Origin of the sequence: Aminobacter sp. J41 (genome assembly GCF_000526635.1) — a bacterium.
GTDB lineage: Bacteria > Pseudomonadota > Alphaproteobacteria > Rhizobiales > Rhizobiaceae > Aerobium.
In genome coordinates, this window is sequence record NZ_JAGL01000001.1 from 121,024 (window position 1) to 139,707 (window position 18,684).

The following is an 18,684-nucleotide window of genomic DNA, read 5'->3' on the forward strand; positions in this document are numbered from 1 at the left end:
CCGTACATCTGTCATGCATGGCGACTTTGCCGTCGCACCTGCTGCTCGCTGTTAGTAGCGGCGGATCTCGCGGAAGCGCTGCGGGTCGATGCCGAGGCGCTGCAGATCGGATGCGCGTGCCTGACGGCCTTCGCGGGTCGCGGCCGAAACGGCGACCGCGCTGCCTACGATATCGAGAAAATCGGAAATTCCCCTGGCGAACTTGCTCATTGTTCTTGCGCCTTTCGTTGTGCGTTGCAACAAAGATAGGAGCGCCCCTGCCGTTCCGGAAGAGCGGAATCCGCATGGCATCCATGCATTTGTGCAACGCAACATCACCGGGGCATAAAAAAGCCGCCGTGGCGGAGGGAACCACGGCGGCCCTTAAAAAATGGGGCGGGAGCCCGGAGAGGGGGATGAGGCTCCCGCGGTGTCCGGTACAGGCGGGGGACGGGCCTTCTCCGGACTCGGCGTCTAATTGCCGATAGGCTGAATTTGGTCCCCGGATAGTGGCGATTCAAGGGCACGGAACATTACACTTCTGTAACATGAGCGTGATCCTAAAGCGGTACGCTGCCTTGGCTGTGCAGGCCGATCACTCCTGACGCTTTGGGATGGACATGCCGTGCCGTCCCGCGCTACCCGTTCAGGCCATGAAAAAGGGTGATCATCTCTTCCTCGTCGACGGCTCGGGCTACATTTTCCGCGCCTATCACGCACTGCCGCCACTCACGCGCAAGTCCGACGGCTTGCCGGTGGGTGCCGCCGCGGGCTTCTGCAACATGCTCTGGAAGCTGATGCAGGACGCGCGCAACACGGACGTGCGCGCAACGCCCACGCACTTTGCCGTGATCTTCGACTATTCGTCGAAGACGTTCCGGAATGAGCTCTACCCCGAATACAAGGCCAACCGCTCCGCGCCGCCGGAAGACCTCATCCCGCAGTTCGGTCTGATCCGCCACGCGACCAAGGCTTTCGACCTGCCCTGCATCGAGATGGAGGGCTACGAGGCCGACGACCTCATTGCCACCTATGCACGCCTTGCCTCGGAAGCCGGCGCCGAAACGACCATCATCTCGTCCGACAAGGACCTGATGCAGCTCGTCACGCCGGCCGTGTCGCTCTACGACCCGATGAAGGACAAGGAGATCGGCATCCCCGAGGTCATCGAGAAGTGGGGCGTGCCGCCCGAAAAGATGATCGACCTGCAGGCGCTGATGGGCGACTCGGTCGACAACATTCCCGGGGTCCCCGGCATCGGCCAGAAGACGGCCGCGCAGCTTTTGGAGGAATTCGGCGATCTCGACACGCTGCTGGCGCGCGCGCATGAGATCAAGCAGAACAAGCGCCGCGAGACGCTGATCGAAAACCGCGACAAGGCACTGCTGTCGCGCGAGCTGGTGCGGCTGAAGAACGACGTGCCGGTCGCCGAGCCTCTCGACTCGCTCGTGCTCCAGCCGCCAAACGCGCCGAAGCTGATCGGCTTCCTCAAGGCGATGGAATTCACGACGCTCACCCGCCGCGTGGCCGAGGCCTCCGGTGCGGACGCGTCTGCCATCGAGCCGGCGCATGTGCCGGTCGAATGGGGCACCGAGGCGCATGGCCCGGATCTCGACGTCGCGTCAGACCCGGCTGCGGTATCCTCAGGCGGCGAAGCTGCGCCCGCCGCTTCGACCTCTCAGGCTCCGGCCGGCTTTACCCCGGCAGCGCTGGCCGCGGCGCGGGCATCTGAAGCGGCCGCCACGCCGATCGACACCTCGGCCTATGAGTGCGTGCGCGATCTCGCCACGCTCACCCAATGGATCGCGGAAGCCCGCGAGGCTGGCCTTGTCGCCTTCGACACCGAGACGACATCGCTCGATCCGATGCAGGCCGAGCTATGCGGCTTCTCGCTCGCCACTCGCCCCGGCCGCGCCTGCTACGTGCCGCTCAACCACAAGTCGGGCGAGACCGACATGTTCGGCGGCGGGCTCATCGAGAACCAGATCCCGATCCGCGACGCGCTTGCAGCACTGAAGACGCTGCTCGAAGATCGTTCGGTCCTCAAGATCGTCCAGAACCTCAAATACGACCTCGTCGTCATGCACCGTCACGGCATCGACATTACGCCGTATGACGACACCATGCTGATGTCCTACGTGCTGGAGGCCGGAATCAATGGCGGCCACGGCATGGACGCGCTTGCCGAGCGCTGGCTCGGCCACAAGGCCATCTCCTACAAGAGCGTCGCGGGCTCGGGCAAAAGCGCGCGCACCTTCGACCTGATCGAGCTCAGCCAGGCAACCTGCTACGCCGCCGAGGACGCGGACGTCACGCTGCGTCTGTGGCGCGTGCTCAAGCCGCGCCTCGTCGAAAAGGGCCTCGTCAGCGTCTACGAGCGGCTGGAACGGCCGCTGGTGCCGGTGCTGGCCCGCATGGAGCAACGCGGCATCTCGATCGACCGTCAGATCCTCTCCCGCCTCTCGGGCGAGCTCGCGCAGGGCGCGGCAGCACTGGAGGAAGAGATCCAGCAGCTTGCCGGCGAGCGCTTCAATGTCGGCTCGCCGAAGCAGCTCGGCGAAATCCTGTTCGGCAAGCTTGGCCTGCCGGGCGGCACCAAGACGAAGACCGGCCAGTGGGCGACCTCGGCGCAGATCCTCGAGGACCTTGCCGCGGAAGGCCACGAGCTGCCGCGCAAGATCGTCGACTGGCGCCAGCTCACCAAGCTCAAGTCCACCTACACCGACGCCCTGCCCGGCTTCATCAACCGGGAGACAGGCCGCGTCCATACCTCCTACGCGCTTGCCGCGACCACGACCGGCCGCTTGTCCTCGTCCGATCCCAACCTGCAGAACATCCCGGTCCGCACCGCCGAGGGCCGGCGCATCCGCACCGCCTTCATTGCCGATCCCGGCAACCTGCTGATCTCGGCCGACTACAGCCAGATCGAGCTGCGCGTCCTTGCCCACGTCGCCGACATTCCGCAGCTGCGCCAGGCCTTTGCCGACGGCATCGACATCCACGCGATGACCGCCTCCGAGATGTTCGGTGTTCCGGTCGAGGGCATGCCGAGCGAGGTGCGCCGCCGCGCCAAGGCGATCAATTTCGGCATCATCTACGGCATCTCGGCCTTCGGCCTTGCCAACCAGCTGTCGATCCCGCGCGAGGAAGCCGGCGCCTACATCCGCAAGTATTTCGAGCGGTTCCCCGGCATCCGCGACTACATGGAAGCCACCAAGGCAACGGCGCGCGACAAGGGCTATGTCGAGACCATCTTCGGCCGCCGCGCGAATTATCCTGAAATCCGCTCGCCGAACCCGTCGATCCGCGCCTTCAACGAGCGCGCGGCAATCAACGCGCCGATCCAGGGCTCGGCCGCCGACATCATCCGCCGCGCCATGATCCGCATGGAGGACGCGCTGGAACAGGCGGGGCTCACCCAAACCCGCATGTTGCTTCAGGTGCACGACGAACTCATCTTCGAGGCGCCGGAAGCAGAAGTCGAAGCCGCCATCCCCGTCATCCGCAAGGTGATGGAAAATGCGGCAATGCCGGCGGTAGCGATGAAAGTCCCGCTGCATGTCGACGCACGCGCGGCAAGAAATTGGGACGAAGCGCACTGAATTAGCGGAAGTTATTTTACTTAACGCGAAATTAAGCTGCAGTCGCCAAGTTCTCTCTACTAGTCCGCGGGGGAGAACACGGATGAATGTTGCGGCCATGCGTCTGCACGAGGATGCAGATGCACACTTGCACGACGCCAGTATCGCCGCCATCGGCGAGCGCGGCAGCCGCCTCGGCGTCGAGATCGCAGATCTTGCCGGGCTGATCGAGGACGTCGGCGCATTGGGTCACCAGCAGATCCAGACGCTGCGCGACGTGGTCCGCTCGGCCCAGAGTTCCAAGGAAATCAACGCCCAGCTGCAGTCTTCCATGCAGGAGGTCGGTGCGGCCGCATCGCAGACCCGCGCCGTGCTTCCCCAGAGCGCCGACACGGTCGCCGGCACGCTGGACGACGCCGTCTCCAACATGAAGGCGCTCAGCGACGGCGTCATGGGCTTTTCGGCGACGCTCGAGAAGGTGACCGAGACGATCAAGCGGGTGCGCGAGGTGTCCGCCTCGATTAACGAGATCGCGCGCGAGACTCAGCTTGTCGCCATCAATGCCTCGATCGAGGCCGCGCGGCTCGGCGACGCCGGCAAGGGCTTTGCCGTCATCGGCTCCGCACTTAAGGCGCTGGCCGATCAGGTCGGTGCCGCTGCCAAGCGTAACGAGGAAAGCCTGTCCGCGCTTCAGGTCACGCTCGGCGAACTCACCGAGAATGCCAATTCCAGCGTCGGCACCGCCGAGGCCGCCATCGCCGCATCAGGCCGCGCCAGCGACGCGACGCGCACGATCCAGTCGCTCGTCCAGACCGTCGAGGAGCTCGCCGACAACATCGACCTGATGGCCGAGCCGGTCCGCCGCAACATCGAGGCGGCCGACGAGCTGCGCGGGCACCTGCGCTCGATGGTTCAGGTCGCGAAGGAAAGCGACGCGAAGCTCACCACCGCCGGCGAACGCTCGCAAACCATCCTCGACATCTCCGAGGACTTCATCCTCTTCATCGCCAGCTCCGGCATCGAGATGCCGGACAGCAACCTGATCGAGATAGCAAAATTCAGGGCAGGCGAAATCGCCGCCCTGTTCGAGCAGGCGGTCGACGGCGGCCGCATCAGCATGACGGACCTGTTCGACGAGAACTACCGGCCGGTGCCCGGCACCAACCCGGAGCAGGTGCTGACGCGCTTCACGCCCTTCACCGATGCGGTTCTGCCGGCGATCCAGGAGCCGGTGCTGCAGCTGGACGAGCGCATCGTCTTTTGCGCCGCCATCGACCGCAACGGGTACCTGCCGACGCACAACCTGATCTATTCGAAGCCGCAGAGCAGCGATCCGGTCTGGAACGCCGCCAACTGCCGCAATCGCCGCATGTTCAAGGATCGCACGGGCCTGGGCGCCGGGCGCAACACGCGCCCGTTCCTGCTGCAGACCTACCGCCGCGACATGGGCGGCGGCAATTTCGTGCTGATGAAGGACGTGTCGGCGCCGATCTTCGTCAAGGGCCGCCACTGGGGCGGCTTCCGGATCGGCTACCGCGTCTGACTTAGACGGCGCGTCCCGAGGCGAGGTCCGCCGCGTTGCGGATCGCCTCGATATTGCGCGCATAGGCTTCCTGCGAATTGCCCTTGAAGACGGCCGAGCCGGCGACGAGCACATTGGCGCCGGCAGCCGCCACCAGCGGCGCCGTTTCGGGCGTCACACCGCCGTCGATCTCGATGTCGATCGGCCGGTCGCCGATCATCGCCTTCACGCGACGCACCTTCTCCACCACGGACGGAATGAACGCCTGACCGCCGAAGCCCGGGTTCACCGTCATCAGCAGCACGAGGTCAAGGCGGTCGAGCACGTATTCGATCACCGATTCCGGCGTCGACGGGTTGAGCGACACGCCGGCCTTCTTGCCGAGCGCCTTGATCGCCTGCAGCGAGCGGTCGAGGTGCGGGCCAGCCTCGGCATGGACCGTGATGATATCGCAGCCGGCATCGGCGAAGGCCGCCAGATACGGGTCCGCCGGCGCGATCATCAGGTGGCAGTCGAACACCTTGTCGGTGCGGTTGCGGATCGACTTGATGATCTGCGGGCCGAAGGTGATGTTCGGCACAAAATGGCCGTCCATGACATCCAGATGGATCCAGTCCGCGCCGGCGGCGGCGACGGTCTCGACTTCCTCGCCAAGGCGGGAAAAGTCGGCGGAAAGGACGGATGGCGCGATGATGGTTCCGGTCATGGCGGGCAGCTCCTTGCTCTGCCCGCCCGCCTAACGCGTGAGGCCGCGCTTGTCGAGAGCAGACTGGCGCGGCTATTCGATTCCCATCATCTGGCGCAGCGCCTTGCGGTCGACACCGCTGTCGGCGAAGTCGTCGAAGGCCTTTTCTGTCACCTGGATCAGGTATGCCTCGATGAACGGCGCACCCTCTGCCGCACCCTGCTCGGGATGCTTGATGCAGCACTCCCATTCGAGCACCGCCCAGCGGTCGTAGCCGTACTGCGTCAGCTTCGAGAAAATGCCACCGAAGTCGACCTGTCCGTCGCCGAGCGAGCGGAAGCGGCCGGCGCGGTTCACCCAGCCCTGGTAGCCAGAATAGACGCCCTGGCGGCCCGTCGGGTTAAACTCGGCATCCTTCACGTGGAAGGCCGAAATCCGCTCGTGGTAGATGTCGATGAAGGCGAGATAGTCGAGCTGCTGCAGCAGGAAGTGCGAGGGATCGTAATTGATCATGCAGCGCTTGTGACCGCCGACCGCGTCGAGGAACATCTCGAAGGTCGCGCCGTCGAACACGTCCTCGCCCGGATGGATCTCGAAGCCGACGTCGCAGCCTGCATCCTCATAGGCATCGAGGATCGGCTTCCAGCGGCGGCCAAGCTCGGCAAACGCCTCCTCGACCAGTCCGGCCGGGCGCTGCGGCCACGGGTAGAGATACGGGAAGGCGAGCGAGCCGGTGAACGACACCGAGCCCGACAGGCCGAGATTCTTCGAGGCCTTGGCGACCTTCATCATCTGGTCGACGGCCCATTCCTGCCGCGCCTTCGGATTGCCATGCACGCTCGCCGGCGCAAAGCCGTCGAATTGCGAGTCGTAGGCCGGATGCACAGCGACCAGCTGGCCCTGCAGGTGCGTCGACAGCTCGGTGATCTCGACGCCCGCGTCGGCGCAGATGCCCTTGATCTCGTCGCAGTAGGTTTTCGACGTCGCCGCCTTGTCGACGTCGAACAGCCGTGGGTCGAAGGTCGGGATCTGCACGCCCTTGTAGCCGAGGCCGGCAGCCCATTTCGTGATCGATGCGAGTGAATTGAACGGCGCCTCGTCGCCCGCGAACTGCGCCAGGAAAATTCCGGGGCCCTTGATCTGTGTCGCCATGAAATCCTTCCTCCAAAAATCAGGCCGCGCCGGGCGCCAGCCTCTCATAGGTAAACCAGTCGAAGTCGGCATGCGCGCCGCGTCCTGATGTGTCGAACGCGGCCATTCCGATGAATGCTCCGGTGAAGGAGCCGTGCTCTCCCCGGCCACCTTCGTCAGAAATCACGCTCGCGTCCAGCACCCCGCCCGCCTGCTGCCACTCGCCATCCACTGCCGCGAAGTGGAAGGCGAGCTCTGCCCCGCGAACCTCGGCTGCAAGCCCCACCGGTCCATCACCCGGCAGCCGCACCGGCTCGGCCATCGGAAAGGTCAGACGCCCGTCCGGCCAGTCGCCGGGGCAGCTCATCACGGTGAGCACCCGCCCGCTTAGCCGCGCATCATGGGTGATGGCGAGGAAATGAAACTTGTGGCGGTTGTAGTAGTGGACGATCCCCGCCGCCTGCTGGAAACTCGTTGGCGTAAACTCCACCACCGTCTCGGCGCGAAAGTCGAACGCGTCCTGCCGGCGCGCGACCAGCGCCTGCTCGAACCAGCTGCCGATCGACTCGCGCCCGTAGAGGCGCAGGTGCCCTGCCCTCGCCTCCAGCGAAAACAGCCGCTGCCATTCGGGAATGCGCAGCCACTGGAAGTCGAGCGGAAGCTTTGCCTCGTCGAAATCGTAGCGTTCGATGCGCGGCAGCGGCTTCGGCTCCGCCGCACCGCGCGGCGCGGGCACCTCGACGGCGGGCACCTGCCCGCCATGTTCGAGATAGAGCCAGCCGTCGTCCTTCCAGACGCATTTCTGGATCGCCGTCTCGCGCCCCAGGGGCGAGCGCCGCGTGCCGGGCAGCGGGCGCGAGCACAGATGCGTGTGGTAGATTTCGCCCGCCGGCGTCACGACCAGCTGGCCGTGACCTGCGCGCTGCAGCACTGCCTCCGGCGCGTCCTTCGAGGTGATGAGATGCACGTTGGGGTGCATCTCGTACGGCCCGGCAATGTTGCGCGAACGCGCCATCGTCACCGCATGGCCGTAGCCGGTGCCGCCCTCGGCGGTCGTCAGATAGTACCAGCCGTCGCGCTTGAAGAGATGCGGTCCCTCGACCAGCCCGAGCGGGCTTCCCTCGAAGATGTTGACCGCCTCACCGATCAGCCTGCCCGCGGCCGGATCGTATTCCTGCAGCAGGATGCCGGCAAAGGACGGATGCTTCGGCTGGCCGCCGACGCCAGAGGAAACATGGTTCCACAGCATGTTGAGGAACCATTTTTTCCCGTCGTCATCGTGGAACAGGGAGGGGTCGAAGCCCGACGAGTTCACATAGACGGGGTCCGACCATGGCCCTTCGACCGAAGGGGCCGTGACGATGTAGTTGTGCGTGTCCTTGAACGCGCCGTCGAGCCGCTTCACGTCCGTGTAGACCAGCCAGAACAGCCCGTCCGCATAGGACAGGCACGGCGCCCAGATGCCGCCGGAATCCGGGTTGCCGCGCATGTCGAGCTGGCTCTTGCGGTCGAGCGCACGCCCAACCAGCCGCCACTTCACCAGATCCCGCGAGTGGTGCAGCTGCACGCCCGGATACCATTCGAAGGTCGAGGTGGCGATGTAGTAGTCGTCGCCAACCCGGCAGATCGACGGGTCCGGATTGAAGCCTCGCAGGATCGGGTTGCGGATCATCTTGCTCCCTACTTCCTCGGCGGTCCCTTCCGCTCCGCGGATGCCGCCCAGATGTTGATGTTGGCGTCGCGCGCGTATCGGTCGATCTCGGCCAGTTCCTCGGCGCTGAATTCGCGGTTCGCCAGCGCCCCGACACAGTCCTCGACCTGGCCCGGCCGGCTTGCGCCGATCAGCGCCGTGGTGACGCGATTTTCCCGCAGCACCCAGGCCAGCGCCATCTGCGCCAGCGTCTGGCCGCGGCGCTTGGCGATTTCGTTGAGGGAGCGGATGTTGGCGATCGTCTCGTCGGTCAGGAATTCGGGCCGCAGCGACTTGCCCTTGGCCGCGCGCGCGTCCTCAGGCACGCCGTTCAAATACTTGTCGGTCAGCATGCCCTGCGCCAGCGGGGAGAACACGATCGAGCCGATGCCGAGCTCGTCGAGCGTATCGAGGAGCCCGTCTTCCTCAACCCAGCGATTGATCATCGAATAGGACGGCTGGTGGATGAGGCACGGCGTCCCGAGTTCCTTCAGGATCGCCACCGCCTCGCGCGTGCGCTTCGAGTTGTAGGACGACAGGCCGACATAGAGCGCCTTGCCGGAGCGCACCGCGTGGTCAAGCGCCATTATCGTCTCTTCGAGCGGCGTGTCGGGATCGAAACGGTGCGAATAGAAGATGTCGACATAGTCGAGCCCCATCCGCTTCAGGCTCTGGTCGAGCGAAGCGAGCAGATATTTCCGGCTGCCCCACTCGCCATACGGTCCCGGCCACATGTTGTAGCCGGCCTTTGTCGAGATGATCAGCTCGTCGCGATGGCCGGCGAAGTCGGTGCGCAGGATCTCGCCGAACGCGATCTCGGCAGAGCCCGGAGGCGGGCCGTAATTGTTGGCGAGGTCGAAGTGGGTGATGCCGAGATCGAACGCCTTGCGGCAGATGGCGCGCTTGGTCTGGTGCGGCGTGTCCTCGCCGAAATTGTGCCACAGGCCGAGGGAGATCGCCGGCAGCTTGAGGCCCGATCGCCCGCACCTGTTGTAGGTCATCGTGTCGTAGCGGTTGGCTGCTGGCTGGTAGGACATGGACTTTCCTCTTCGATCTGACGAAGGCGTATTGGTAGCTAGTTGTGCCTCGCCAGCATAGCCTTCGCGTCCTTCGGCGCCAGCGCCTGCGGCCGCTCGCAGGTCGTCTCCATGTCGACGAACTTGCCCGTTTCGCCCGATTTTAGGATCCCGGTCATCACCTCAACCGCATGCAGCGCCAACTCTGCCGAGCAGCGGTGCGGCCGGTTCTCGATGATGCCGAGCGCCATGTCGGCAAGCCCGCAGGCGCGGTAGTTGGCCAGCATGCCAGACGGGTGCTGATGGTTCGGCATCGAGAACGGGTGCTCCCACTTCGGCAGCTTCTTTGCCGGCTCCACCTTGTCGGTTAGCCGCACCTCGCCGCCGAAAAAGTTCGGGTCCGGCACGAACACCGATCCCTCCTCGCCATAGAGTTCTATCGGCGCATGGCCGTGCTTCCAGACGTCCCAGCTGGCATTCAGCGTAATGACCGCGCCGTTGCGGAATTCGAGCAGCGCGTGGATCGTCGTCGGCGTGTTGACCCTGATCTTCTCGCCAAAGCGCGGCTGCGAGGTGATCGTGCGCTCGACCGCGGGCGTTGCCGTCAGCGCCGCCACCCGCGCCACCGGCCCGATCAGCTGGACGAGGTTGGTGATGTAGTAGGGCCCGATGTCGAGCACCGGACCCGCGCCCGGCTGGAAGAAGAAATCCGGGTTTGGATGCCAATGCTCCATGCCATGGCTCATCACCGTGCAGGTGCCGCTGGTGATCTTTCCGAGGCGGCCGCTGTCGATGATCGCGCGGACGAACTGGTGCGCGCCACCAAGGAACGTGTCGGGTGCCGAGCCGATCCTGAGCCCTTTAGCCGCCGCGCGCTGCGCAAGGTCCCTGCCCTCCTTGACCGAGAGCACGAACGGCTTTTCCGAGTAGACGTGTTTGCCGGCATCGAGCACCGCCTTCGACACCTCATAATGCGCGGCCGGAATGGTGAGGTTGACGACGATGTCGATGTCGTCGGCGGCAAGCAGCCCCTCAACCGTCTCCGCCCGCACGCCGAACTCCTCCGCCCGCGCCTTCGCCACCTCCGGCACGAGATCGGCGCCTGCCCGCATCTCGATGCCCCGAAACAGCGGGCCGAACCTGAAATAGGCAGCCGAGATGTTGCCGCAGCCGATCACGCCGACGCCGAGCTTCCTTCCCATCCGGACCTACTCCTGAAACGCGCGAAGGGAAGCGATCGACCGGCGCGCGAACCGCGCGGCATCGCCCGGATTGTCATGCTCGACGATTAAGTGCCTCGCCGGCGTCTTCGCCCTCAGCGACTCCAGTAGCCCCGGCCAGTCGACGGTGCCGTGGCCGACATCGGCCCAGCCGTCCTCGTCGGCGTTCTCGCCTGCGGGCGCGATGTCCTTGACGTGGACGGCGACGATGCGCGACCCGTAGCGGCCGATCCATTCGTTCGGATCGCTGCCGCCGCGTATCACCCAGGCGACGTCGATTTCCCAGCCAATACTCGGCGCTTCCTCGAGAATGATCTTCTGCGGGATCGTGCTATCGGCGAGCGAAACAAACTCAAAGTCGTGGTTGTGCCAGGCAAAGCCGAAGCCGGCATGGCGGCAGCGCTGGCCGACTGTCTCCAGCTTCCGCGCAAAGTCGCGCCAGCCCGCGGCATCGCCCGGCCGCTTCTCCGGCATCAGGAACGGGCAGACCATTGTGGTGATACCCAGCGTCTTCGCGATCTTCTCCGCCCCGGTAAAATCGCTCTCGAGCAGATCGAGCGCAAAATGCCCGGTCGGCATTATCAGCCGGCTGCGGTCGAGAAGCTCGCGCAGCCGCGCCGGCTCGATGTCGGCATAAAGCGCGCCAAAACCCTCGACCTCGGCGTAGCCCGCCTCCGCCACCATGGCGAGGACCTCTTCCCAAGGTGTGAACTTGCGGGCGGAGTAGAGTTGGAAGGACCAGTTCATCATCTAAAATCCTGCAGGAATCCGGGTTCAAAGTCGCTCGCCGGTCTCGGCGTCGAAGAGGGAAGCGCGAAGCGGGTCGAAGCCGACCGTGGCGCGCTGGCCGGCGCTCGGCGCGCGCTCCGTCGCCATGCGGACCGAGAAGTCGTGGCCGGCGACCTTGGTCCAGACCAGCGTGTCCGAGCCCATTGGCTCGACCACCTCGACACTCGTCTCGACCTCGAACGGCCAGCCCTCGCCGGTGTTGAGGCCGACATGCTCCGGCCGCACGCCGAGCGTCGCCGCGCGAGGCGACAAGTTCGTCTCCTGGAACGGATAGGTCGCAAGTGGCACGCGCAAATCCGCCGCCTCGAACACCCAGGTCCCGTCATGCTGCGCCAGCTGTCCCTCGATGAAGTTCATCGACGGCGAGCCGATGAAGCCGGCGACGAAGCGGTTCTTTGGCCGCGAATAGATCGCCTGCGGCGTGTCGAGCTGCTGGATGATGCCGCCGCGCATGACCGCGATGCGGTCGGCGAGCGTCATCGCCTCGATCTGGTCGTGAGTGACGTAGATCATCGTGTTGCCGAGCTTCTGGTGCAGGCGCTTGATCTCGACGCGCAGCTCCGAGCGCAGCTTGGCGTCGAGGTTCGACAGGGGCTCATCGAACAGGAACACGTCGACGTCGCGCACCAGCGCGCGGCCGATCGCAACGCGCTGCCGCTGCCCGCCCGACAGCGCCGAAGGCTTGCGCTTCAGAAGCGGCTCGATCTGCAGGATTTCGGCCGCCCGCGCGACGCGCTTCGCGATCTCGTCTTTCGGCACGCCGGCGTTCTTCAGGCCGAAGGAGAGGTTCCCCTCCACCGTCATCTGCGGGTAGAGCGCGTACGACTGGAACACCATGCCGATGCCGCGATCCTTCGGCTCGTCCCAGGTCACGTTCCGTCCATTGATGAAGATCTGCCCGGCGCTGACGTCCAGAAGTCCCGCGATGCAGTTCAGCAGCGTGGATTTTCCGCACCCCGACGGGCCAAGGAGGACGAGGAACTCGCCCTTGCCGACCTCGAGGTTGAGCGATTTCAGCACCTCCACGACACCGAAGTTCAGCGATACATCGCGGATGACGACGCTCGGCATCGGCGGCCCTCCTAACCCTTGACCGCGCCGGCAGCGATGCCGCGCACGAAAAGCTTGCCTGAAACGAAGTAGACGATCAGCGGCACCAGGCCCGTCAGCAGCGTCGCCGCCATGTTGACGTTGTATTCCTTCACGCCCTGGACCGAGTTGACGATGTTATTGAGCTGCACCGTCATCGGGTAATATTCGGGGCGCGTGTAGACGATGCCGAACAGGAAGTCGTTCCAGATGCCGGTGACCTGGATGATGATCGCCACCACGAAGATCGGCAGCGACATCGGCAGCATGATCTTGAGATAGATCGCCCAGAACCCGGCGCCGTCGACGCGCGCGGCCTTGAACAGCTCCTCCGGCAGCGACGTGAAGTAGTTGCGGAACAGCAGCGTCAGGATCGGCATGCCGAAGATCGTGTGCACGATCACCAGCCCCCACAGCCCGCCATAGAGGCCGAGCTCCCGCAGCATGATGACGATCGGGTAGAGCATCACCTGATAGGGGATGAACGCCCCAAAGATCAGGATCGTGAAGAAGACATTCGCGCCCCTGAAGCGCCAGTTGGCGAGCGCGTAGCCGTTGATCGAGGCGATCAGGATCGACAGGATCACCGAGGGCACGGTGATGCGCACCGAATTCCAGAAGCCGCGCGAAAGCCCGTCGCAGTTGAGGCCGGTGCAGGCCTGCGCCCACGCCTTCACCCACGGCTCGAAGGTGATCTCGACCGGCGGGGCAAAAACATTGCCCATGCGGATTTCGGGCAGCCCTTTCAGGGACGTCACGATCATCAGGTAAAGCGGCAGAAGGTAATAGACCGATACCAGCAGCAACGTGCCGTAGATGAAGACGTTGCGGCGCGAGATCGCCCGGCGCGGCCGGCGGCCTGAAGGCCCGGCAAGTTCGGCGGGGCTGATTGCGGTGACGTCAGCCATGGCGCTTCCTCCCGCCGAATTCGAGATAGGCCCACGGGATCAGCACGATGAGGACCGACAGCAGCATCATGGTCGAGGCCGCGAAGCCCTGGCCGAGGTTCTGCGCCTCGAACATCATGTTGTAGACGTACTTGGCCGGCACTTCCGACGAGATGCCCGGCCCGCCGCCGGTCTGCGCCACGACGAGGTCGTAGACGCGCACGATGCCGGAGGCGATCAGCACCAGCGCGGTGATGAATACCGGCCGCATCATCGGGATGACGATGAAGAGGTAGGTCTTCCACATCGGGATGCCGTCGACGCGCGCGGCCTTCCAGATGTCCTCGTCGATACCGCGCAGGCCCGCCAGCATGATGCACATGACGAGCCCCGTTCCCTGCCACAGCGCGGCGATGAGGATGCCGTAAATGACGATGTCCTGGTTGTAGAGCGGATCGAAGGTGAAGCTTTCCCAGCCCCACGAGCGCACCAGCCCCTGAACGCCGAAGTCCGGATTGAGCAGCCACTGCCAGACGAGGCCGGTGACGATGAAGGACAGCGCGAACGGATAGAGGAAGATCGTGCGGAAGGTGTTTTCGAAACGGATCTTCTGATCGAGGAGAGCCGCCAGCAGGAAGCCGATCGCGAGCGAGAAGATCAGCGACAGCGTGCCGAAGATGGCCAGGTTCTCGATCGAGATCAGCCAGCGCGGCGTGCGCCACAGGCGTTCGTACTGGTCGAGGCCAACGAACCGCAGCCGCGGCAGCAGGCGAGAGTCGGTGAAGGAATAGACCACCGTCCAGATCGTGCCGCCGACGAAAACGCACAGCGCCGTCAGCACCATCGGGATCGACGCGATCTTCGCGCTGAGATTGCGCAATAGCCGGTTGGGACGCGACTGCCCAGTCATTGGCGCCTCTCGTTCAAGCCGTCAGGATTTTGGGGAGGGAATGCCGCCGGAGGAGGTCGGCATTCCCTACGCCGGCGCGGGGCCTAGTCAGCGCCAGCGATGATGTCGGCGAAGCGGGTCTGGGCGTCCGCCTCGCTCATCTCGGAGCTGAAGAACTCGACCATCAGATCGTTGATCTGGGTGATCGTGTCCTGGCTCAGCAGCTGCTCGGGCGCGGGAACGGTCTTGCCGGCCGCGAGGATTTCGAGGCCCTTCTTCATGCAGTCATTGGCGGCGTTGAGGTCGATGTCGCCGCGAACGGGGAGCGATCCCTTCTTCAGGTTGAAGGCGACCTGCACCTCCGGCGAGAGCATGAGACGGGCAAGGTCGATCTGCGCCTTGCTCTTTTCCTCATCCTTGAGAACCGGGAAGTAGAAGGCGTCGCCACCGGTGGCGATCACCTCGTTGACGCCGAGGCCCGGCAGGCACGAATAGTCCTTGCCGGCCACCTGACCGGCGACCTGGAAGTCGCCCTGCGCCCAGTCACCCATCACCTGCCCGCCGGCCTGGCCGGTGATGACGAGGTTGGTCGCCTGGTTCCAGTCCTGCACGTTGGAGCCCTTGGCCATCTCGCGGGCATCGCCCGCCGCTGCAAAGACGCGCTTGATTTCTTCGCCGGCCGCGGCCTCGGCGTCCTTGTCGCCATAGACCTTGTTGAAGATCTCGGGCCCGCCGAGCGAGGCCATCAGCACCTGGAACAGGCCGGCGGACTGCCACGGCTGGCTGCCGAGGGCGAGCGGGAGCTTGCCCGCCTCGCGCAGCTTCGGCGCGGCGGCCACGAACTCATCCCAGTTCTTCGGCACCGGCAGGCCGACATCCTCGAATGCCTTGTGCGACAGCCACAGCCACTGCCAGGAGTGGATGTTGATCGGCACGCAGTAGATCTTGCCGTCGACCGTGCAACCATCGAGCAGCGTCGGCGGGTTGATGACCTCGAGCCACTTGTCCTCGGTTGCGATGTCGGTGAGGTCGCGCATCAGCCCGGCCTCCACCAGCTCCTCGGCCTGACGGCCGTGATTGAACTGCGTCGCGCCCATTGGGTCGCCGCCGGTCAGGCGGCTGACGAACACGGTGCGGGCGGTCGGACCGCCGCCGCCGACGGCACCGTCGATCCATTTGTGACCTGATGCGTCGAAGGCTTTCGCGAATTCGGCGACCGCCGCGGCTTCGCCGCCTGAAGTCCACCAGTGCGTCACTTCTAGTTCAGCGGCGTATGCAGAGGCATGCAGTGCCGACGACAAGGCGAAGGCAGCAGTCAACAACCCGTAGCGCATCAGATCTCCTCCCCGAAAACTGTAACGTTACAGATCGAACGATAGGGCAAGCTTTCGTAACGCGCAACACTTCGGGGGCTATTAATTTCGCGACTCGAACAAAAACGGTAACAGCAGCAATCGATCAACTCGCCTCAGACTGAGCGCATATTCTTGATTTCTAATCGTGAATCGCACGCCTTTTGGTCCGCTGCTGTCTGATGGTGACCACGACGCGCCGGTTGATGAGCTTCAATTTTCCCTGTGCAACTGCAAAAAATTCTGTAACGTTACAGTGACCGAGAGTTGGACTGCACATCATGACTGATGTTGAGAAGGCCGGGGCCACGGAAGCCGCACCTCAGAGCGCCCCGCCGACGCTCAAGACAATTGCATTCATGACCGGGCTTGGCGTGACGACCGTCTCGCGCGCGCTGAAGGATGCGCCGGAAATCGGCGAGGAAACTAAGCGTCGCGTGCAGCTTGTCGCGCGCCAGGTCGGCTACCGGCCGAACCGCGCCGGCGTGCGCCTGCGCACCGGCAAGACGAACGTCATCTCGCTGATCCTCAACACCGACGAGCAGCTGATGGGCTTCATTTCCGACATGATCGCCGGTGTCGCCGCCGAGCTTGCCGGTTCGCCCTATCACCTGATCCTGACGCCCTATTCGGGGTCCGAGGACCCGATGACGCCCGTGCGCTATGTCGTCGAGACTCACTCGGCCGATGGCATCATCCTGTCACAGACGCGGCCGGACGATCCGCGCGTGCGTTATCTCACCGAGCACAATTTTCCGTTCGCCACCCATGGCCGCACGCAGATGGGCATCGCGCATGCCTGGCACGACTTCGACAATCATGCCTTCGCGCTGAAGGCGGTTCGGGCGCTCGCGGCGGCCGGACGCCGGCGCCTTGCGCTGGTCAGCCCGCCGCCGCACCTCACCTACAACCGCCACATGAGCGAGGGGTTTACCGAAGGGTTGGCCGAGTGCGGCTGCACGGAAATTCCGTTCCGCGATGCCTCGATCGACCTGCCGATCGAGGAGCTCAAGGAGCGCGCCCTGCAGCTCCTTCACCGGCCAAATGCGCCGGACGGCATCGTTTGCGGCAGCGGCGCTGCAGCCTTTGCCGTCGTGTCGGCGCTCGAGGAAGTCGGTTTGCGGCTCGGCAGGGACATCGACGTTGCCACCAAGCAGTCGAGCAAGCTGGTGAAAATATTCCGGCGCGAATTGTTGACCGTCAACGAGGATTTCCGCCTCGCCGGGCGCCAGCTTGCCAAAGCCGTCAAGGCACGCATCGACGGTGTTCCCGCCGATACGCTCCAGACTTTGGCTGCGCCGGACGATCCGTCCTGATCAGAGGCCAGAGCCCCACGGGCCGTGGTGCTCGCCGTCCTGATCGATGCGCTCGAAGCCGTGGGCGCCGAAATAGTCGCGCTGCGCCTGGATGAGGTTCGCGGTGCCGCGCGCCTGGCGGAACGAGTCGAAATATCCGAGTGCCGCCGACAGTGCTGGGACCGGAAGGCCGTTGAGAGCGGCATGCGCGACAATGCGGCGAAGCGACGGATGCGCCTCCTTCATCATCTCGACGAAGTCGCCGATCAGGAGCAGGTTTTCGGCATCCGGGTCTGCCTCGAACGACTTTGCCAGCGTTCCAAGGAACTGCGAGCGGATGATGCAGCCCGCGCGCCAGATGCGCGCGATCGTGGGCATCGGCAGGTTCCACTGGAACTCCTCCGAGGCCTGGTCCATCACCGCAAAGCCCTGCGCATAAGCCGCGATCTTGCCGGCGAACAGCGCGAGCTCGAGGTCGCGGATGAAGTCCGTATCCGGCTGCGTGCCACTGGCAGCCGGCGTGCCGCCATAGGCCTTGGCGGCCATCTGGCGCAGGCCGCGCTCTGCCGACAGGCTGCGCGCAGCGACGGCGGATTCGATGGCCGTTGCCGGCACGCCCATCATCTGCGCTTCGATGGCCGACCAGCGGCCGGTGCCCTTCTGGCCGGCGCGGTCGAGGATGCGGTCGACGATCGGAGCGCCGGAATCCGGATCTTCCGTCTCGAGGACGGCAGCCGTGATCTCGACGAGGTAGGAGTTGAGACGGCCCTTGTTCCACTCCGAGAAGATGGCGCCGATGTCGCTCGCCGCCATGCCGAAGCCGTCGCGCAGGATGCCGTAGATCTCGGCGATCATCTGCATGTCGGCATATTCGATGCCGTTGTGGATCGTCTTGACGAAGTGCCCGGCCCCGCCATGGCCGAGCCAGGCGCAGCACGGCTCGCCTTCGAACTTCGCCGCAATTGACTTCAGCACGCTCTCGACGCGCTCATAAGCCTGCTTCTCGCCGCCGACCATGATCGACGGGCCATGGCGCGCGCCCTCCTCGCCGCCCGACACGCCCATGCCGATGAAGGTCAGGCCCGAGTTCTCGAGTTCGTCGAAGCGACGGATGGTGTCGCGGAAATTGGCATTGCCAGCGTCGATGATGATGTCGCCGGGCGAAAGGAAGTCGCGCAGGCCCTCGATCTGCTCGTCGACGGCCTTGCCGGCCTGCACCATCAGGATGATCGGCCGCGGCGGCTTGATCTGGGCCGCGAACTCTTCGAGCGTCGCGCAGGGAACGATGTTCTGGCGCAGTTCGCCCGCATTTTCGAAGAAGGTGCCGGTTCGGGAGGTGGTCCGATTGTATACGGCAACCGGATAACCCTTTTCGGCGATGTTCAGGGCGAGATTGGCTCCCATGACACCGAGGCCAATCAGGCCGATTTCAGCTTTGGACATCGACGTTCCTGCTCCGAAATTTTGGCGTTTTGGAAGAATGTGCATCGGCGGTCCCGAGCGTCAACCGCTGCAGCTGCATACCAGCCATGAGGCATGACTTTCGGATAAGCTGAAAA

15 protein-coding genes are annotated in these 18,684 nt (G+C 64.6%); 3 read left to right on the plus strand and 12 right to left on the minus strand.

Translation table 11 applies throughout. The features are described 5' to 3' along the window. Nucleotides 1-51: 51 nt before the first annotated feature. The gene (locus L630_RS23080; RefSeq protein WP_186441279.1) at nt 52-210 is read right to left on the minus strand and encodes a hypothetical protein; all 159 of its coding nucleotides are present in this window, start codon (nt 208-210) and stop codon (nt 52-54) included. A gap of 422 nt (nt 211-632) precedes the next feature. Between L630_RS23080 and polA the strand changes: the two genes are divergently transcribed. Beyond that, on the plus strand, nt 633-3,581 hold the full coding sequence (polA, locus tag L630_RS0100595) for a DNA polymerase I (RefSeq protein WP_024846345.1): 2,949 nt from the start codon (nt 633-635) through the stop codon (nt 3,579-3,581). An 82-nt stretch (nt 3,582-3,663) separates the two neighbouring features. Further along, on the plus strand, nt 3,664-5,103 hold the full coding sequence (locus L630_RS0100600; protein ID WP_024846346.1) for a methyl-accepting chemotaxis protein: 1,440 nt from the start codon (nt 3,664-3,666) through the stop codon (nt 5,101-5,103). A 1-nt stretch (nt 5,104) separates the two neighbouring features. Here the strand turns inward: L630_RS0100600 and rpe are convergent, their stop codons facing one another. The 10 genes from rpe to L630_RS0100650 form a co-directional block, all read right to left on the minus strand. Then, the gene (gene rpe / locus L630_RS0100605) at nt 5,105-5,788 is read right to left on the minus strand and encodes a ribulose-phosphate 3-epimerase (protein WP_024846347.1); all 684 of its coding nucleotides are present in this window, start codon (nt 5,786-5,788) and stop codon (nt 5,105-5,107) included. A 72-nt stretch (nt 5,789-5,860) separates the two neighbouring features. Next, complete coding sequence (locus L630_RS0100610) at nt 5,861-6,919, minus strand: sugar phosphate isomerase/epimerase (RefSeq protein WP_024846348.1); 1,059 nt, start codon at nt 6,917-6,919, stop codon at nt 5,861-5,863. 19 nt (nt 6,920-6,938) lie between these two features. Beyond that, nucleotides 6,939-8,570: a glycoside hydrolase family 43 protein gene (locus L630_RS0100615; protein WP_024846349.1), complete on the minus strand. Its 1,632-nt coding sequence runs from the start codon at nt 8,568-8,570 to the stop codon at nt 6,939-6,941. An 8-nt stretch (nt 8,571-8,578) separates the two neighbouring features. Continuing rightward, nucleotides 8,579-9,625 carry an L-glyceraldehyde 3-phosphate reductase gene (mgrA, locus tag L630_RS0100620; protein ID WP_024846350.1) on the minus strand — a complete coding sequence of 349 codons (1,047 nt, stop codon included), beginning with the start codon at nt 9,623-9,625 and terminating at the stop codon, nt 8,579-8,581. A gap of 38 nt (nt 9,626-9,663) precedes the next feature. Continuing rightward, the gene (locus L630_RS0100625) at nt 9,664-10,806 is read right to left on the minus strand and encodes a Gfo/Idh/MocA family oxidoreductase (protein ID WP_024846351.1); all 1,143 of its coding nucleotides are present in this window, start codon (nt 10,804-10,806) and stop codon (nt 9,664-9,666) included. Nucleotides 10,807-10,812: 6 nt separating this feature from the next. Beyond that, nucleotides 10,813-11,571 (minus strand): sugar phosphate isomerase/epimerase, encoded by a 759-nt coding sequence (locus L630_RS0100630; protein ID WP_024846352.1) that lies wholly within the window; start codon nt 11,569-11,571, stop codon nt 10,813-10,815. A 27-nt stretch (nt 11,572-11,598) separates the two neighbouring features. Further along, on the minus strand, nt 11,599-12,684 hold the full coding sequence (gene ugpC / locus L630_RS0100635; protein ID WP_024846353.1) for a sn-glycerol-3-phosphate ABC transporter ATP-binding protein UgpC: 1,086 nt from the start codon (nt 12,682-12,684) through the stop codon (nt 11,599-11,601). Nucleotides 12,685-12,695: 11 nt separating this feature from the next. Continuing rightward, a complete protein-coding gene (locus L630_RS0100640; protein ID WP_024846354.1) occupies nt 12,696-13,610 on the minus strand; it encodes a carbohydrate ABC transporter permease in 915 nt (304 codons plus the stop codon). Beyond that, a complete protein-coding gene (locus L630_RS0100645) occupies nt 13,603-14,499 on the minus strand; it encodes a sugar ABC transporter permease (RefSeq protein WP_024846355.1) in 897 nt (298 codons plus the stop codon). Before L630_RS0100645 ends, L630_RS0100640 begins: the two co-directional genes overlap by 8 nt. Before the next feature lie 83 nt (nt 14,500-14,582). Then, the gene (locus L630_RS0100650) at nt 14,583-15,812 is read right to left on the minus strand and encodes an ABC transporter substrate-binding protein (protein WP_024846356.1); all 1,230 of its coding nucleotides are present in this window, start codon (nt 15,810-15,812) and stop codon (nt 14,583-14,585) included. 299 nt (nt 15,813-16,111) lie between these two features. Here L630_RS0100650 and L630_RS0100655 point away from each other — a divergent pair, with 299 nt between their 5' ends. Continuing rightward, complete coding sequence (locus L630_RS0100655) at nt 16,112-17,146, plus strand: LacI family transcriptional regulator (RefSeq protein ID WP_024846357.1); 1,035 nt, start codon at nt 16,112-16,114, stop codon at nt 17,144-17,146. Here the strand turns inward: L630_RS0100655 and gndA are convergent, their stop codons facing one another. After that, on the minus strand, nt 17,147-18,568 hold the full coding sequence (gene gndA / locus L630_RS0100660; protein ID WP_024846358.1) for an NADP-dependent phosphogluconate dehydrogenase: 1,422 nt from the start codon (nt 18,566-18,568) through the stop codon (nt 17,147-17,149). Nucleotides 18,569-18,684: the final 116 nt, after the last annotated feature.

What these genes read in the sequence shown, in the direction of transcription:
- L630_RS0100655 (WP_024846357.1), top strand. Translation starts at nt 16,112, where the DNA reads ATGACTGATGTTGAGAAGGCCGGGGCCACGGAAGCCGCACCTCAGAGC.
- L630_RS0100615 (WP_024846349.1), bottom strand. Translation starts at nt 8,570, where the DNA reads ATGATCCGCAACCCGATCCTGCGAGGCTTCAATCCGGACCCGTCGATC.
- gndA (WP_024846358.1), bottom strand. Translation starts at nt 18,568, where the DNA reads ATGTCCAAAGCTGAAATCGGCCTGATTGGCCTCGGTGTCATGGGAGCC.
- L630_RS0100650 (WP_024846356.1), bottom strand. Translation starts at nt 15,812, where the DNA reads ATGCGCTACGGGTTGTTGACTGCTGCCTTCGCCTTGTCGTCGGCACTG.
- polA (WP_024846345.1), top strand. Translation starts at nt 633, where the DNA reads ATGAAAAAGGGTGATCATCTCTTCCTCGTCGACGGCTCGGGCTACATT.
- L630_RS0100640 (WP_024846354.1), bottom strand. Translation starts at nt 13,610, where the DNA reads ATGGCTGACGTCACCGCAATCAGCCCCGCCGAACTTGCCGGGCCTTCA.
- mgrA (WP_024846350.1), bottom strand. Translation starts at nt 9,625, where the DNA reads ATGTCCTACCAGCCAGCAGCCAACCGCTACGACACGATGACCTACAAC.
- ugpC (WP_024846353.1), bottom strand. Translation starts at nt 12,684, where the DNA reads ATGCCGAGCGTCGTCATCCGCGATGTATCGCTGAACTTCGGTGTCGTG.
- L630_RS0100610 (WP_024846348.1), bottom strand. Translation starts at nt 6,919, where the DNA reads ATGGCGACACAGATCAAGGGCCCCGGAATTTTCCTGGCGCAGTTCGCG.
- L630_RS0100600 (WP_024846346.1), top strand. Translation starts at nt 3,664, where the DNA reads ATGAATGTTGCGGCCATGCGTCTGCACGAGGATGCAGATGCACACTTG.
- L630_RS0100625 (WP_024846351.1), bottom strand. Translation starts at nt 10,806, where the DNA reads ATGGGAAGGAAGCTCGGCGTCGGCGTGATCGGCTGCGGCAACATCTCG.
- rpe (WP_024846347.1), bottom strand. Translation starts at nt 5,788, where the DNA reads ATGACCGGAACCATCATCGCGCCATCCGTCCTTTCCGCCGACTTTTCC.
- L630_RS0100630 (WP_024846352.1), bottom strand. Translation starts at nt 11,571, where the DNA reads ATGAACTGGTCCTTCCAACTCTACTCCGCCCGCAAGTTCACACCTTGG.
- L630_RS23080 (WP_186441279.1), bottom strand. Translation starts at nt 210, where the DNA reads ATGAGCAAGTTCGCCAGGGGAATTTCCGATTTTCTCGATATCGTAGGC.
- L630_RS0100645 (WP_024846355.1), bottom strand. Translation starts at nt 14,499, where the DNA reads ATGACTGGGCAGTCGCGTCCCAACCGGCTATTGCGCAATCTCAGCGCG.